Below are 15,143 nucleotides of genomic sequence, written 5' to 3'. Positions count from 1 at the left end.
TCACGACGATAGCGCCGCCATCAGCGCCTTGGTCCGATTGCATGCGCATGCATTCACAGTCAACGCAGATGGCAGCGGCGCCGAGCAATTCTTCGCGTCCGTCTCTGCCGAAGCTGAAGCCGGTTACATCGCGGATTCGCGCTACCGCTACATCGCCGCACTTGCAGGCGATGTGCTGGCAGGCTTCATTGCCATCCGTGATCGCAGCCACATCTTCCATCTGTTCGTAGCGCCCGAGTTCCAGCGTCAAGGTTTGGCTGCCCGCCTATGGCAAGCAGCATTAGCAGCTGCTCCAGATCTCGAATTTTTTACAGTGAATTCTTCCCCATTCGCATTGCCTGTGTACGAACGCTTCGGCTTTGTCAAAACCGGCCCGCGAGTTGAAATGCATGGCATATGCTTTGTGCCTATGCGTCTAGCTCTCACCTAGCGCGTATCGAATTGGATGTTCACAAACGAGAAAGCGTGGACACGTCAAACGCTCCATCAAAATATTTTCGCAAACACTCGTTGAAGATCTGATTGTCGATCCCGGCCTGGGCAAACAAGGTCATCGATGACTGAAATTTCAGATAGTCCGGAAAACCGAAAATCTCTTCTATCGAGCGCCCGTCCACAGCAGCAACCAGCTGGCAGCACTCTCGCAGCCGCGGCCCAAGCAGCGGATGCTGCAGATACGCCCGGGCTTCCGCCAGCGAGGAAATGGCGTACTTGCGCGCCATGGCGCTGTGGCCGAGTCCCTCAATCTGAGGGAAAATGAACCACATCCAATGACTGCGCTTGCGGCCCTTGCTCAGTTCTTCGCGTACGATATCGAAGGCCGATTGCTGAGCGGCCACGAAGCGTTGCAGATTGTATTGATCGTTCACGTCTCCCCCCATATCGAAAAGGAAAACCCATGATTTCGCATGTCTTTGTCGGCGTCACCGACTTTCAGCACGCATTCGGTTTTTATTCCGCTGTCATGGAAAAACTGGGTCTCCAACTCAAATTCTGCGATGCCGGCAAACCGTGGGCGGCATGGATGGCAAGCGGCAAGGCACGCCCTCTGTTCATCATCGGCGCACCCTACAATGGTGAAACTGCTGCCGCCGGCAACGGCCAGATGATCGCTCTGCTCGCCCCTGCCAGGACTGCCGTCGACAATGCCTATGCTACCGCTTTAAGCAACGGCGGGTTGTGCGAAGGGCCGCCTGGCTTGCGCCTGGAATATCATCCCGATTATTACGGCGCCTATTTCCGCGACGCCGACGGCAACAAGATCTGCGTTTGTTGTCACGATGCGGCGGCTTAGAGCCCGGCTCGGCGAAACTGCAAAAAAACAAGGATAGACGCTGGCGTCAGAAGGTCGAGCACTGAAATAAGCCCGGATGGCCAAAACAAGTCGTCGTCATCGGATAACGTTCGGTATTGTCTTTTGTGTCCAGGCGCAGCACGCAATTGCGCCACTGGTCTGAATCACTTTTATACCCGAGCTTCTGACAGGCAGGGCCATAAACCCGCATCATCTGGTCGACATCGCGCTGCGCCTGTGCGGCACGTTCGGCATCCGTCGCGCAACCGGCCAGCATGGCGATCGCAGCCAAAAACATGAGCGTACGCATAATAAGCTCCTTCCTTTCTGTTCCGTTCAGCGAACTTCGGTGAACCCCGGTTTTCTATTTGTTGCAAGCAAATACATAAGCAGTCAACGTCGCTCGCGCACCATTGCTGTACTCCCACAGTATAGGCAAGAGCTTGTTACTTCACTATTTCCCAGCATGCTTAGTTGCTACCAGATGTAACTAGCGAACGGCTGGTTCCGGCTGGCAAGTGCACTCCAGGATCAGCTTGAAAAATCTCACTGCTGCTTTTACATTGAAGAATGCAGATAAAGCTTATTCATTTCACCATTGTAAATAATAATAATTCTCATTTATAATAAGCCCTCGGTGGCACCTCAACATCACCCCGCGATCACAAAGCATCCCACCTTTCCAGCCAGCCGCCTGTTCCGCGTCGCCAGCCAATAAGTAGTTTTTATTGACCTTGGAGTACGCTTTTGTACAACTTATATTCGATCCGCTTTTCGCTGCCGGGATTTCCCGCGGCCGCGAACTTTGCCATTTCCGCCACCTTCGCCACTTTCGCCGCAGCCTCGATGCCAGTCTTTGCGCAGGCCAACGGCAGCCAGACGCAATTGGCCAGCAGCAGCTACACCGCTAACCGCACATTCGATGAAATATCGGTGACCGCCACCCGCAGCGAGACCGCAGTGGCGCAGACGCCAAGCAGCATCTCTGTCATCAATGCCGAGACTATCGAAGAGCAGCAGCCGAGAGACGTCAAGGATTTGCTGCGTTACGAGCCCGGCGTAACCGTGCGGCGCGGCCCCTACCGCCCGTCGTCAGCAGCTACCGCCGGCGGCCGCGGCGGCAACGAGGGCATCAATATCCGCGGGCTGGAAGGCAACCGCATCTTGCTGATGGAAGACGGCATCCGCCTGCCCGGCGCGTTTTCGTTCGGACCGCTGGAGGCGGGCCGCGGCGACTATGTGCAGATGGATATGTACAAGCGGGTGGAAATCCTGCGCGGGCCGGCGTCGGCCATGTATGGCAGCGATGGCCTGACCGGCGCAGTCAACTTCATCACCAAAGATCCCTCCGATTTCCTGAAAATTTTCAACAAGCCGACTTATTTCTCGATCAAGCCAACTTACGACTCCACCGACGGCAGCACCTCGACCACCGCCGTCGCTGCCTTTGGCGGCGAGCGTTTCGAGGGCTTGCTGATTGCCAACAAGCGCGATGGCCATGAGGTCGACACCAAGGGCACGCGGAATATCCTCGGCCCCAACCGCGACACCGCCAATCCGCAAAACGTGCATGGCAATGCACTGCTCGGCAAGCTGCTGTTCAAGGCCAGCACACAAGACACTTTCACCGCCGCCATCGACCATCAGGAACAGAAAACCGACTCCAACGTGCTGTCAGCCGTCACCGCCAGTACGCTGGCGCTGCGCGCTAACGACAAACTGGAACGCAATCGCTACAGCCTGGCCTACAACTTCAAGGACGGCAGTAATCCATACTTCCAGAACGCCCATGCGCAGATCTACTACCAGGACGCCAAAAATCACCAGTTCTCTTTTGAAGACCGGTTCCCGGCAGTCGGCCGCAGCCGCGACAACACTTACCAGGAGCACACCTATGGCGGCTCAGCGCAGGCGGAAAGCGGCTTTGCCACTGGCGGCATGCAACACAAGCTGATCTACGGCTTCGACCTCAGCACGGCGCGCATCAGCGGCCTGCGCAACGGCACCATTCCCGGTACCGGCGAATCGCCGTTCCCTAACAAGGCTTTCCCGAATACCGATTACTCGCTGTTCGGCGCTTTCATCCAGGATGAAATCCGCTTGTCGCAACACGGCGCGCTCAGCATCATGCCTGGCTTACGCTTCGACGGCTATCGCCTGACGCCAGACCAGAACGATCCGTCCTTCACCGGCAAGGCCACCAAATCCAGCGGCAATGCGGTATCGCCACGGCTGGCCTTAATGTACGAAATCAGCCCGGCGCTGCTGCCCTACATCCAGTACGCACGCGGCTTCCGCACACCGACGCCGGACCAGGTCAACAATAGTTTCGGCAATCCGATCTACGGCTACGCCACTATCGGCAATCCGGATCTGAAACCGGAAACCAGCAACACCTTTGAGCTCGGCTTGCGCGGCAAATTGAGCGGCAGTAAAGACACCTTGCGCTATAGCATGGCGGCATTCACCGGTCGCTACAGCAACTTCATTTCGCAAGAAATAGTGAGCGGCAGCGGGCGGCCGTTTGTCGATCCATTCATTTATCAATACGTCAATCGCGCCCGCGCCCGCATCAGCGGCGCCGAAGCGAGAATCGACTGGCAACTGGCCAACGGCCTTGGTTTCAAGGCCGGCATGGCTTATACCAAAGGGCATACCGAAGGTGCGGATGGCAGCAGCAAGCCGCTCGACACCGTCAATCCCTTCATGGCGGTATTCGGCGTGCGCTACGAACCCAGCGAACGCTGGTACGGCCAGACGGATTTCATCTACCAAAGCGCCAAACGCCGCAGCGACATGAGCAAGCAGACCGATTTCGCGCCGCCGGCCGCCTTCGTCATGGATCTGCGCGGCGGCTACAACATCAGCAAGAACGTCGCGCTGTTTGCCGGCATCCGCAACCTGTTCAATCGCCAGTACTGGAACTGGTCGGACGTGCGCGGCCTGGCTGACAGCTCGACAGTCAAGGATGCATATAGCGCCCCTGGCCGCAGCTTTAACGTCGGTTTGAAGTTTCAATATTAATTCCAGTATTAATCCGTGCATCAATCTCATTTCCCGGACCAGGAGAAAATCATGCCTATCACCAGTTACAACAAACAGCGCAGCCAGCAACAATTGCGCTTGGAATTCCTGAACGCCAAACACGAGAAAAAGCTGCGCAATCGCGACGCCGCCGCCGCGGTCGGCGTCTCTGAAGGTGAGGCTCTCGCCGCCTGCGTCGGCGCCGAATCAATTCGCTTGCAGCCGAACTTTGTCGAACTGTTTGAAGAAGTCCCGCTGCTCGGCCCAGTCATGGCGCTGACCCGCAACGACAGCGCGGTGCACGAAAAAGACGGCGTGTATCAAAAAATGAGTCACAACGAACAGGTCGGCCTGGCGTTGGGTGAAGCCATCGATTTGCGGATTTTCTACAAACAATGGCGCTTCGCTTGCGCCGTGATTGAAGAGATCACGCGCGGCACTGAAAAGACGCTGCAAAAAAGCCTGCAGTTCTACGACCTGCACGGCGCGGCGGTACACAAGGTGTTCTTGCGCGAACATAGCAATCACGACGCCTTCGACGCGCTGGTGGCGCGCTGGCGCGATCCGGATCAGCAGCCCGGCATGACGGTTGAGCCGGCGCCGCCAGCGGCCATAGCCACGCCTGATTCCGAGATCGACGGCGACGGCTTCCGCGCTGCCTGGAAAGGCATGAGCGACACCCATCAGTTCTTCGGCCTGCTGCGCGATTTCGGCCTCAGCCGGACCCAGGCGCTGCGACTGGCGCCGCCGCAGTTTGTGCGCCAGGTCGACAACAGCGCTACCCGCACCATACTGGAACAGGCCGCCGCCAGCGCTTTGCCGATCATGGTTTTCGTTGGCAACCGCGGCATGATCCAGATTCACTCCGGCGCGGTGAGCAATGTCAAGGTGATGGGTCCCTGGCTGAACATACTCGATCCGGGCTTCAACCTGCACTTGCGGCAAGACCTGATTGCTTCCAGCTGGGTGGTGAGCAAGCCGACCAGCGACGGCGCAGTCACTTCGCTCGAACTGTTCGACCACGAAGGCAACACTATCGCGATGCTGTTCGGCGTCCGCAACCCGGGCCAGCCCGAGCTGGCCGCATGGCGCGCAGCGGTCCTGGATCTGCCGCTGGCGGCCAGTCTGGCGGAGGCGCAAGCGTGAAATCGCACATCGATACGCACATCAGTAAACAACGGCGCTTACTGTTGGGCGGCAGCGCGGCCGGGTTGCTATTGAGCGCCCTGCCCGCTCTGGCGACAGCGCAAACCGTATCGGTAAAACAGCCGCGCCGGGTGGTGGTGGCCGGCGGCGCGATCACCGAGGTGGTGTATGCGCTGGACGCCGGCGCAGTCCTGATCGGCGCCGACACCACCAGCACCTATCCGGCGGCAGCGCTGGCGCTGCCGAAGATGGGCTACCAGCGCGCCCTGTCAGCCGAAGGTGTGCTGTCACTGCATCCCGATCTGCTGCTGGCCTCGGCCGACGCCGGCCCGCCGGCTACGCTGCAGCAGATTGCCGCCGCCGGGGTGCGCGTGATCCGTCTGGGCGAACGGCATGATGTGAATACCGTGCGTGAAAAAATCAGCGGTGTCGCCTCCGCACTTGCGTTGGCTGCACGTGGCAAGTTGCTGCTGCAACGCTTCGATAGCGACTGGCAAACTGCAGTGGCGGCGGTTCAACAACAGCGGCCAGCCAAACCGCCGCGCGTCCTGTTCATCCTCAGCAATAGCGGCACGCAAGCCATGGTCGCCGGCCAGGAAACCGCGGCCGACGCCATGATCCGTTATGCCGGCGCAATCAACGCTACCTCAGACGGCAAAAGTTTCAAAGGCTACAAGCCCCTGACCGCCGAAAGCGCAGTTGCCAGCGCCCCAGACATCCTGCTGATTGCCAGCGAAAGCCTGGCGGCGATCGGCGGCGTCGACCGCTTGCTGGCCAGCCCCGGCCTGTCGCTGACACCGGCAGCCAAAAACCGCCGCGTGGTAGCTAACATGGACTCGCTGTTGCTGCTGGGTTTCGGGCCGCGCCTGCCGCAAGCGCTGACGCAGCTATCGACCCAGCTATACGCCTGATCATTGAGCACTACAGCGATGTCATCTTCCTCATTTTCCTTTCCTGCCGCCCTCCCCGGCGCTGCGCCAGGCGCCGCTACGCATACGCCCGAGCTGCCACGCAAAGGCCGGCAACGCACGGTGCTGGCCGGCCTGTTGCTGCTGTTGATCGTCACTACACTGTTATGTGCCGCGCTGGGCGCTTATCAAATCGACCCTTGGCGCATTCCGCCGCTGCTATGGCCAGGCACTCAGCTCGACATGGCAGATACGCAAACGCGGGCGGTATTGCTCGATATCCGTTTGCCGCGCGTGCTGCTGGCGATCCTGGTCGGCTGCGGCTTCGGCGCCGCCGGCAGCGCCATGCAAGCCTTGTTCCGTAATCCGCTGGCCGATCCCGGTTTGATCGGCGTCTCCAGCGGCGCCGCTCTCGGTGCTGCACTGACCATCGTGCTCGGCGCCACGCTGTGGCCAAATGCACTACGCGTCGTCGGTATTTATGCGCCTATGCTAGCCGCTTTCATCGGCGCCCTGGCGGTGGCCATGCTGGTGTATCGCATCGGCGCCGCCCGCGGCCGCCTGGCGCTGCCCTTGCTACTGCTGGCCGGGATCGCCATCAACGCCATCGTCGGCGCCGCCATCGGTCTGTTGATCTACATCGCCAGCGACGACCAGTTGCGCACCCTCACCTTCTGGAACCTGGGCAGCCTGGCCGGCGCGCAATGGTCCTTGCTGGCAGCGGCAACTCCGGTGGTGGTGCTGAGCATCGCCGCCCTGGCACGCCACTCGGCGGCGCTGAACGCCATGCTACTGGGCGAAGCGGAAGCCATGCATCTGGGCGTACCGGTGCAAGCCATCAAGCGCCAGGTGCTGATCGCCAGTGCGCTGTGCGTCGGCGCGCTGGTGGCCTGCACCGGCACGATCGGTTTCATCGGCCTGGTGGCGCCGCATTGCATCCGCCTGGCATGCGGCCCGGATCAACGTGTGGTGTTGCCCGGCGCGCTGCTGTTCGGCGCTGTGCTGACCCTGGCCGCAGACCTGATCGCGCGCACCGTTGCCGCTCCGGCAGAAATGCCGCTGGGGATCCTCACCGCATTGTTGGGCGGGCCGTTCTTCTTGGTGCTGTTATGGCGTCGGCGCGGGCAGTTGGGCCTTTGACAATCAACCTACCCGGAAAAAATCATGTTAACGACCTTCGATCTTACCCTGCGACGCGGCAGCAAAACCGTCCTGCGTAATCTCAGCCTGCGTATCCGTCCCGGCGAAATCGTCGCCCTGCTGGGCCGTAACGGTGCGGGTAAAAGCACTCTGCTGAAAGCCATGTCCGGCGAGTTTCACGGCAATCTGCAAAATAACGAAGCGCAGCTGACCGGGCATATCTCGCTTAACGAGACGCCGCTGGCGCAGCTGACGCCGCAGCAACTCGCTACTACCCGCGCAGTGCTGCCGCAAAGCGTGCAGTTTTCCTTTCCGTTCACGGCCATGGAGATCGCCTTGCTGGGCCGCTATCCGCACGGCGGCGGCCGTACTCTTAACGACCGCCTGATCGCGATGGAAGCACTGGCGCTGGCCGGCGCCGCCACCTTGGCTGAACGCGACGTTACGACGCTCTCCGGCGGCGAACTGGCACGCGTGCAATTCGCCCGGGTTCTGGCGCAATTGCGGCCGCCACATGTCAACGGCGGGTCACTGCCTGGCGCACGTTATCTGCTGCTCGACGAACCAACCGCAGCGCTGGATCTGGCACACCAGCATCACTTGCTCAGTACCCTGCGCCAGTTGTCCAAAGAATGGAATATCGGCGTGCTGGCGATCATGCACGATCCCAATCTCGCGGCGCGCTATGCCGATCAACTGGCCTGGCTGGCGGACGGTACTTTGCTGGTGCAGGACACCCCCACGCGGAGCATGACGCCGCATGTGGTCAGGACTTGCCTTGGGATAGATGTCGAGGTGATCCGGCAAGCCGGCAAACCGCCGTTCGCGATACCCAGCATGGTTTGACGACAGACTGCAGACTTCCCGGTCTTGTTTATTTTTTTTATTTTCCAACGCATATACGACGCATATACGCTAGTAAGTGTCGTTCCACGCAGTCCCCCGTCAGCCCGATTGCAACAGAATCCCGGGAGGATATTCTTCATCGGGGGAAACAATATGGACGGAACGGCAACGCCATTCGACACAAAATTTGATGCAGCGCGCGGTTCACAGGCGGCAGCGCGGCTTGAGCGTCTGCCGGTAAGCGGCTATCACAGGATGATTTTTTTCATCATCGCGCTGGCATTTTTCTTTGATTCGATAGACCTGGGCATGATGACCTTTGTGCTGGGTTCGATCAAAACCGAATTCGGCCTGTCTACCCAGGCCGCTGGCGCACTGGCCAGCATGAGTTTCGTCGGCATGGTTCTGGGAGCGGCGATGTCGGGCCTGCTGGCCGACCGCTTCGGCCGCAAATCGGTATTCCAGGTCAGCATGATTATCTGGGGCATATCCAGCTACTTGTGCTCGACCGCGCCGGACGTCACCACGCTCGGCGTGTATCGCTTCCTGCTGGGCGTGGGCATGGGAATGGAATTCCCGGTGGCGCAAACCCTGATGTCGGAATTCATTCCAGCAAAAGCGCGCGGCAGGTATGTGGCGCTGATGGATGGTTTTTGGCCCCTGGGCTTTATCTGCGCCGGGCTGGTTTCTTACTTTGTGCTGTCCTCTTACAACTGGCGCACGGTGTTTGCAGTACTGGCGGTACCGGCGTTGTTCTTGCTGGTAGTACGCCGCTTCATTCCGGAATCGCCGCGCTGGCTGGAACATGCCGGACGCCAGCAGGAAGCGGAAGCGGTATTGCATAAATTCGAAAGCAAGGTGATGCGCAGCCTTAAGCTAAACAGCCTGCCCGAGCCGCTCTGGTCCTCATCCTCATTGCTGACGCCGCTGGCGCCGCGCAGCAACTCCTTCATGGCCCTGTGGTCGCCGCAGCACCGCAGCCGGACCATCATGATCTGGGGTTTGTGGTTCTTTGCTCTGTTGGGATTCTATGGCCTGACCACCTGGCTCGGCACCTTGTTGCAGCAGGCCGGTTTTGCGGTAACCAAATCGGTGCTGTACACGGTTCTGATTTCCCTGGGCGGCATTCCAGGCTTTTTGACTGCTGCCTGGCTGGTCGAAAAATGGGGACGCAAGCCAACTTGCATAGCCGCACTCCTGGGTGGCGCGCTGATGGCTTACCTGTATGGAAAAAGCGCGATGAGCGGCCATGAAAACGCCTTGATCGCGAGCGGCCTGTGCATGCAGTTCTTCCTGTTCGGCATGTGGGCCGTGCTCTACACCTACACGCCGGAACTGTATGCGACCGGCGTCCGCGCCACCGGCTCCGGTTTCGCTTCCGCTGTCGGCCGTATCGGCTCCTTGCTGGGGCCCTATATTGTCGGCGTGGTATTGCCGAGCTGGGGCCAGGGCGGCGTGTTTACGGTCGGCGCCTTATGTTTCGTGATGGCCGCTGCGCTGGTATTTTTCCTGGGGATTGAAACACGCGGCATGGCTTTGGAGGAACTGTCCGCAGACTAGGATCCGGCCGAGCCCGCGCTCAAGCTTCGTCGTCGGGCGCCAGTTCCGGTTCCGGCTCTTTGCCCAGCAAGCGCTGCGCAGCCTCGCTCGGCAAAGCTTCTACCGATTTCAACTTGCGCGCCATCTGGCGGCTGCGCACTTCCGCCTGATCGATATTCTTGGCGGCCCGCTCAAGCGTCAGCTTGGTGGCCGCCAACACATCGCCGAACTTACCGAATTCGGTCTTCACCGCCCCCAGCACTTGCCATACTTCCGACGAACGCTTCTCCAGCGCCAGCGTGCGGAATCCCATTTGCAGGCTGTTCAGCAAGGCCGACAAGGTCGAGGGGCCGGCGATGCTGATGCGATGCACGCGTTGCAATTCATCGGCTAGGCCGGGACGGCGCATGACTTCAGCATACAAACCTTCGGTCGGCAAGAACAGGATGGCGAAATCGGTGGTCAGCGGCGGCGACAGATATTTCTCGGCAATCGTCTTGGCTTCGCCGCGCACCGCACGCTCCAGCTCGCGCGAAGCCAGCGCCACGCCTTCAACATCGGCACGATCTGCAGCATCGGCCAGGCGTTCGTATTGTTCTTTCGGGAACTTGGCGTCGATCGGCATCCATACCGGGGTGCCGCCGTCATCGTTGCCGGGCAGCTTGATGGCGAACTCGACCCGCTCGCCGCTGCCAGGAACGGTTTCCACATTCTTGGCATATTGCTCCGGCGTCAACACTTGCTCCAGCAGCATCTCAAGCTGCACTTCGCCCCAGGTGCCGCGCGTCTTGACGTTGGTCAGCACCCGTTTCAGATCGCCAACGCCGATCGCCAGCTGCTGCATCTCGCCCAAGCCCTGATGGACTTTTTCCAGGCGGTCGGACACGATCTTGAACGATTCGCCCAGACGCTGCTCCAGCGTCGCGTGCAATTTTTCGTCCACGGTCTTGCGCATTTCTTCCAGGCGCAAGCCATTGTCGTTTTGCAGATCCTTGATCTTCGCTTCCAGCGTGGCGCGCACCTCGGCCATCCGTTGCGCATTCGATTCGGTGAGCGCCGCCAGGCTCTGGTTCAGGGTGTCGCCGAAACGCTTTAGCGATTGCGCCTGTTCTTCGCGATTGGTCTGCGCCTGCTGGTTCATCGCCAGCCGCATGCTGTCGAGTTGCTGGGCGTTGGTTTGGTTGAGCTTGACCAGTTGCTGGGCGAAGGCGTCGATCTGGTTGTTTTGCAAAGTGGCGACGCTGGTCATCTGCGCCGCCAAAGTTTGCTGCAACTGGCCGAAATTGCTGCCCAGCTCCTGCCGCATGCCTTGTGCGCTGGTCTGCACCTCGCTGCGCAGTTCGCGCTGCTGGCGCTCGCCGATATCCTGTTGATGGCGTTGCAAATCGTTTTGCAATTGCTGCAGCTGCTGCGCCGGATCTGCGCCGCGTGCGCTGCGCACGATGGCGACAATCTGCAGCACGATGATGAGCGCAGCAACGAGAAGTAAAACAAGCAATTCTGATGAAGCCATGTGTTTTGTTTATCTTTTAAAAACTAGTGATTATTGTGGGGCATCGGCTTTATTACGCATCCAGTCTGCGGTCTGGAAGAAAGAAGTCAGCAAACGTTCCTGCAGCCCCTCGTCCATGCCGACATCCTGCATCGCCAGCGCCATGCAGCGCAGCCACTGGTCGCGCTCGGGCGTTGCAATCGCATACGGCAGATGGCGGGCGCGCAGGCGCGGATGGCCAAAGCGTTCTATATACAAATCGGGGCCGCCGCTCCAGCCGGTTAAAAACCAGTAGAACTTGTCGCGTGAACCTTCGAGCGTAGTCGGATGCAAGGCCCGGAGCACGGCAAATTGCGGCTCCAGGTCCATCAGATCGTAAAAGCGGTCAACCAGTTGGCGCAACTTGTCGGCGCCGCCGATCAGTTCGTAGAGGGTGGCTTGTGCCTGTTCTCCGGCCGTATCGGCAGAGGTAGTGTGTTCTGTAGTCATGGGGAAGAATGATAGCGTAAGCCGGCATTATCCCCGAAATGGCGCAAGAGAGCGCGGCGTCAGGCCTCGCGTAGGGTCTGCAACGGTGGCTGGTTCAGCACATGGCGCAAGCCGACCCAGCCGCCGACAAACGTGCAGATCGCGCCAATCGCCATCCCGGCCAGCCATACCAGCGGGCTGAAGGTCCAGGTAAAACTGAAAACATAATGCGCCAGCGCCCAGCCGGTTGCCGCAGCGCCAGTGGCCGCCAGGAAACCGGCGAGGCTGCCAATCAAACCGAACTCTATCCATTGCGATTGCGACAACTGCTTACGGGTGGCGCCCAGCGCCCGCAGCAGGCCGGCTTCGCGGGTGCGCTCATCTTGCGAGCCGACCAGGGCCGCATATAGCACCAGTGCGCCGGATAACAGGGTGAACAGGAAAAGGAATTCGACCGCCGCCACCACCTGATCGATCACGCCCTGGATCTGCTTGATGACGCTGCCGATATCGACCACCGTCAAATTAGGAAAATCGCGTGTCAATGCATTGCCGAAATTGGCGCGGGCGTCCGGCAGATTGAAAGCGGTGATCCAGGTTTGCGGCATGTTGGCCATCAACTTGGGATTGAGGATCACGAAGAAATTCACGCGCATCGAGCCCCACTCGAGCTTGCGCAAGCTGGTGATCGGCGCACTCACCAATTGGCCGGCGATGTCGAATTGCAGCTGGTCGCCAAGCTTCAGGTTCAAGGTCTTGGCCAGGCCCTCCTCGACCGAGGCGGCGGCCTGGCTATCGTCAAGCCAGCGGCCGGCAGTCAGCGTATTCTGCGGCGGCAGCTGGTGCATGGTGGACAGGTTGAACTCGCGGTCGACCAACCGCTTGGCTCGGTCGTCGGGATAGGTGTCGGCGGTGATCGGCTTACCGTTGACCTGGGTCAGGCGGCCGCGAATCATGGGAAATAATTGTGGCTGGGCGATCCCGATTGCCTGCAAACGATGCGCGATCTCGGCCCGCTGATCGTCCTGGATATTGATCACGAAGCGATTAGGTGCGTCAGCCGGCGTCGCCTGGCGCCAGGCGCCGACCAGATCGCCACGGATCACCGTCAGCAACAGCAAGGCCATCAAACCCAGCGACAAGGCGACAATCTGCACAATGGTTGCCACCGGCCGCCGCTGCAGCGCGGTCAGCGCAAAGCGCCAGCTCGGATGGCGCGACAAACTCCGCACATGACGCGAGCCTTTCAGCGCCAGCCAGCCCAGCAAGGCGAACAGACCGAAGCCGCCCAAAAAGCCGAGCGCCGTCAGCAAACCCAGTTTCACATCGCCCGCCTGCCATAACAGCAAGCCGACAAATGTCAGCGTACCGAGCAGGTAGGTCAGCAGCACCAACGCTTGCGGCGCATCCTGTTCGCGCCGGATCACGCGGTTATGCGGCACGTTGCGCAGTTGCAGGATAGGCGGCAAGGCAAAGCCGATCAGCAATAGCAGGCCGGTAATCAAGCCTTGCAGGGCTGGCATCACACTGGCGCTGGGTAAATCGCTGGCGACAAATTTACCCAGCAGATCGAGCAACATGAAATGGGCGCCGAAACCCAGCCCTACGCCAATCAAGCTGCCAGCCAGACCGACCAGCAGGAATTCCAGTAAATACAATTGCGTCACCTGATTCTGCGTCAAACCCAGGCAGCGCAACATGGCGCAAGCATCCAGGTGACGCAGCATGAAACGGCGCGCCGCCATCGCCACCGCAACCGCCGCCAGCAGCGCCGACAACAGGCCCACCAGCGACAGGAATTGCTGGCCGCGATCCAGCGTCGCACGCATTTCAGGGCGACCGTTTTCCAGACCTTCGATGCGCACGCCTCTGAGATTTTCGCGGCTGATATCGCTCTCTACCCATTTCTGGAAATCCTGCACTTGCTGCGGCGCGCCGGCCAGCAGCAAACGATAGGTAACCCGTGAGCCGTCCTGGATCAGGTTGGTGGAGGCCAGATCGGCCATGGACAACATCACGCGTGGCGCAAAGTTGATGAAACCGCTGCCGCGATCGGGTTCGACCACCAGCACTTTGGCGATCTTGAAAGTGCGGTCGCCGAGCTTGAGCGGATCGCCCACCGCCAGGTTCAACGCGGTCAGCATATTGGGGTCCAACCATACCGTTCCTGCTACGGGGATTTGCCGGGTGCTTTCGTCAGTTCCGCCCAGCCGGTCGGCGACTACCAGGCTGCCGCGCAAGGGATAGCCGGCGCTGACAGCTTTCAGGGAAGCCAGCTGCGATCTGGCGCCGTCGCCATCGCCGGCGATGGCCATGCTGGGGAACACTACCGTATCGGCCAGAGTCAGCTGGCGGCGTTCGGCCTCGCTGCGCCACGCCGGGGTGATGCGCTGGTCGGCGGAAATCAGCAAATCGGCGCCCAGCAACTGATGTGCATCGCGGTTCAGGCCGGCGCGCATCCGGTCCACGAAAAAGCCGACTGCCGACAAGGAGGCAACGGCTACGATCAAAGCGATCAGCAAGAAACGTAATTCGCCTGCGCGCCAATCGCGCCGGGTCATGCGTAGGGACTGCAAAAATATCATGTGGCGAGCCTATGAAATACCCAGCGTAGGCCGCGCCATAGTTTAGGCAGCAGCCAGATCGCGAACAGGAAAAACAGGAATAAAAACGCAAACAATAACCAGGGATGGAAAAACGCCGCCCACAAAGCACCCAGCACGGTTGCATCTTCGGAGAACGAGGCAGTCCAGTTGCTCAACGGTTCCGGCGTGGTGTTGATCATGGCCCGGCTGCCGGCCTTGGTGGCGTGCGCGCCCAAAGCGAAAGTGCCGCCTATCAGCGCCGCCACCGTAGTCCAGGCTGGATCCATGTGGCCCATGGCGGCAACCGCCAGGATCGCGCCGGCGGGAATCCGGATAAAGGTATGGAGCGCGTCCCAGACCGAATCGAGCCCGGGAATCTTATCCACCAGAAACTCGATGGCCGCCAGCAAGCCGGTAACGCCGATCACCCATGGTGATTCAAGTACTTGCAACGCCTGCGGCAGATCGATCCAGCCGGCGCGGCCGAACCAGCCGGCGATGAACAGCGCCATGTACAGGCGGATGCCGCTGGCCCACGATAAGCCACCGGCAAGCGCGGCGCTAGATAGTGTATCGATCATGATGTCCCCTCTCGGCGGATGCGGTCTGTTTTTCAGATTTCAGCACACTGTTGCTAGCGTAACGTAAACCTGCATCAGCCGCGCAAGATTAGTCGTCCCGCCGCCAAAATCGGCAGCGGA

The 15,143-nt window shown here is 60.1% G+C and carries 14 protein-coding genes; 8 read left to right on the top strand and 6 right to left on the bottom strand.

Annotated elements, in window-relative coordinates:
• Positions 1 to 28 precede the first annotated feature (28 nt).
• A complete protein-coding gene (locus VNZ60_RS06845) occupies positions 29 to 430 on the top strand; it encodes a GNAT family N-acetyltransferase (RefSeq protein ID WP_325657677.1) in 402 nt (133 codons plus the stop codon).
• A 19-nt stretch (positions 431 to 449) separates the two neighbouring features.
• On the opposite strand, the gene VNZ60_RS06840 is transcribed toward VNZ60_RS06845, so the two are convergent.
• Positions 450 to 869 carry a DUF1810 domain-containing protein gene (locus tag VNZ60_RS06840; RefSeq protein WP_325657676.1) on the bottom strand — a complete coding sequence of 140 codons (420 nt, stop codon included), beginning with the start codon at positions 867 to 869 and terminating at the stop codon, positions 450 to 452.
• A 29-nt stretch (positions 870 to 898) separates the two neighbouring features.
• Here VNZ60_RS06840 and VNZ60_RS06835 point away from each other — a divergent pair, with 29 nt between their 5' ends.
• Entirely contained in the window at positions 899 to 1,294 is a 396-nt protein-coding gene (locus tag VNZ60_RS06835) for a VOC family protein (RefSeq protein WP_325657675.1), read from the top strand.
• 46 nt (positions 1,295 to 1,340) lie between these two features.
• On the opposite strand, the gene VNZ60_RS06830 is transcribed toward VNZ60_RS06835, so the two are convergent.
• Entirely contained in the window at positions 1,341 to 1,604 is a 264-nt protein-coding gene (locus VNZ60_RS06830) for a hypothetical protein (RefSeq protein WP_325657674.1), read from the bottom strand.
• Positions 1,605 to 2,071: 467 nt separating this feature from the next.
• On the opposite strand from VNZ60_RS06830, the gene VNZ60_RS06825 reads away from it, so the two are divergent.
• The 6 genes from VNZ60_RS06825 (at position 2,072) to VNZ60_RS06800 (ending at position 9,918) form a co-directional block, all read left to right on the top strand.
• A complete protein-coding gene (locus VNZ60_RS06825; protein WP_414648789.1) occupies positions 2,072 to 4,318 on the top strand; it encodes a TonB-dependent hemoglobin/transferrin/lactoferrin family receptor in 2,247 nt (748 codons plus the stop codon).
• A gap of 51 nt (positions 4,319 to 4,369) precedes the next feature.
• A complete protein-coding gene (locus tag VNZ60_RS06820) occupies positions 4,370 to 5,464 on the top strand; it encodes a hemin-degrading factor (protein ID WP_325657672.1) in 1,095 nt (364 codons plus the stop codon).
• The gene (locus VNZ60_RS06815; protein ID WP_325657671.1) at positions 5,461 to 6,375 is read left to right on the top strand and encodes a heme/hemin ABC transporter substrate-binding protein; all 915 of its coding nucleotides are present in this window, start codon (positions 5,461 to 5,463) and stop codon (positions 6,373 to 6,375) included. Before VNZ60_RS06820 ends, VNZ60_RS06815 begins: the two co-directional genes overlap by 4 nt.
• Before the next feature lie 18 nt (positions 6,376 to 6,393).
• Complete coding sequence (locus VNZ60_RS06810; protein ID WP_325657670.1) at positions 6,394 to 7,512, top strand: FecCD family ABC transporter permease; 1,119 nt, start codon at positions 6,394 to 6,396, stop codon at positions 7,510 to 7,512.
• A gap of 24 nt (positions 7,513 to 7,536) precedes the next feature.
• Positions 7,537 to 8,358: an ATP-binding cassette domain-containing protein gene (locus tag VNZ60_RS06805; RefSeq protein WP_325657669.1), complete on the top strand. Its 822-nt coding sequence runs from the start codon at positions 7,537 to 7,539 to the stop codon at positions 8,356 to 8,358.
• 153 nt (positions 8,359 to 8,511) lie between these two features.
• A complete protein-coding gene (locus VNZ60_RS06800; protein WP_325657668.1) occupies positions 8,512 to 9,918 on the top strand; it encodes an MFS transporter in 1,407 nt (468 codons plus the stop codon).
• A 19-nt stretch (positions 9,919 to 9,937) separates the two neighbouring features.
• Here the strand turns inward: VNZ60_RS06800 and VNZ60_RS06795 are convergent, their stop codons facing one another.
• From VNZ60_RS06795 to VNZ60_RS06780, 4 genes are read right to left on the bottom strand one after another with little or no spacing between them, the layout of a single operon-like run.
• On the bottom strand, positions 9,938 to 11,410 hold the full coding sequence (locus VNZ60_RS06795; protein WP_325657667.1) for a DNA recombination protein RmuC: 1,473 nt from the start codon (positions 11,408 to 11,410) through the stop codon (positions 9,938 to 9,940).
• Positions 11,411 to 11,440: 30 nt separating this feature from the next.
• Complete coding sequence (locus tag VNZ60_RS06790; RefSeq protein ID WP_325657666.1) at positions 11,441 to 11,878, bottom strand: group II truncated hemoglobin; 438 nt, start codon at positions 11,876 to 11,878, stop codon at positions 11,441 to 11,443.
• Positions 11,879 to 11,937: 59 nt separating this feature from the next.
• Positions 11,938 to 14,439, bottom strand: a complete 2,502-nt coding sequence (locus VNZ60_RS06785) for an ABC transporter permease (protein WP_325657693.1) — start codon at positions 14,437 to 14,439, stop codon at positions 11,938 to 11,940.
• Positions 14,439 to 15,023, bottom strand: a complete 585-nt coding sequence (locus tag VNZ60_RS06780) for a DUF4126 domain-containing protein (protein WP_325657665.1) — start codon at positions 15,021 to 15,023, stop codon at positions 14,439 to 14,441. The genes VNZ60_RS06785 and VNZ60_RS06780 overlap by 1 nt, the downstream gene beginning before the upstream one ends.
• Between the last annotated feature and the right edge of the window lie 120 nt (positions 15,024 to 15,143).

This window comes from Collimonas sp., assembly GCF_035566375.1.
In the GTDB taxonomy this organism is placed as follows: Bacteria; Pseudomonadota; Gammaproteobacteria; order Burkholderiales; family Burkholderiaceae_D; genus Collimonas.
Note: the sequence above shows the minus strand (reverse complement) of the source record. Positions and strands in the feature narration are given on the sequence as shown.

Bases quoted from the DNA above. Each gene is read 5' to 3' on its own strand.
- VNZ60_RS06820 (WP_325657672.1), top strand. From the start codon at position 4,370: ATGCCTATCACCAGTTACAACAAACAGCGCAGCCAGCAACAATTGCGC.
- VNZ60_RS06795 (WP_325657667.1), bottom strand. From the start codon at position 11,410: ATGGCTTCATCAGAATTGCTTGTTTTACTTCTCGTTGCTGCGCTCATC.
- VNZ60_RS06830 (WP_325657674.1), bottom strand. From the start codon at position 1,604: ATGCGTACGCTCATGTTTTTGGCTGCGATCGCCATGCTGGCCGGTTGC.
- VNZ60_RS06810 (WP_325657670.1), top strand. From the start codon at position 6,394: ATGTCATCTTCCTCATTTTCCTTTCCTGCCGCCCTCCCCGGCGCTGCG.
- VNZ60_RS06790 (WP_325657666.1), bottom strand. From the start codon at position 11,878: ATGACTACAGAACACACTACCTCTGCCGATACGGCCGGAGAACAGGCA.
- VNZ60_RS06835 (WP_325657675.1), top strand. From the start codon at position 899: ATGATTTCGCATGTCTTTGTCGGCGTCACCGACTTTCAGCACGCATTC.
- VNZ60_RS06780 (WP_325657665.1), bottom strand. From the start codon at position 15,023: ATGATCGATACACTATCTAGCGCCGCGCTTGCCGGTGGCTTATCGTGG.
- VNZ60_RS06800 (WP_325657668.1), top strand. From the start codon at position 8,512: ATGGACGGAACGGCAACGCCATTCGACACAAAATTTGATGCAGCGCGC.
- VNZ60_RS06805 (WP_325657669.1), top strand. From the start codon at position 7,537: ATGTTAACGACCTTCGATCTTACCCTGCGACGCGGCAGCAAAACCGTC.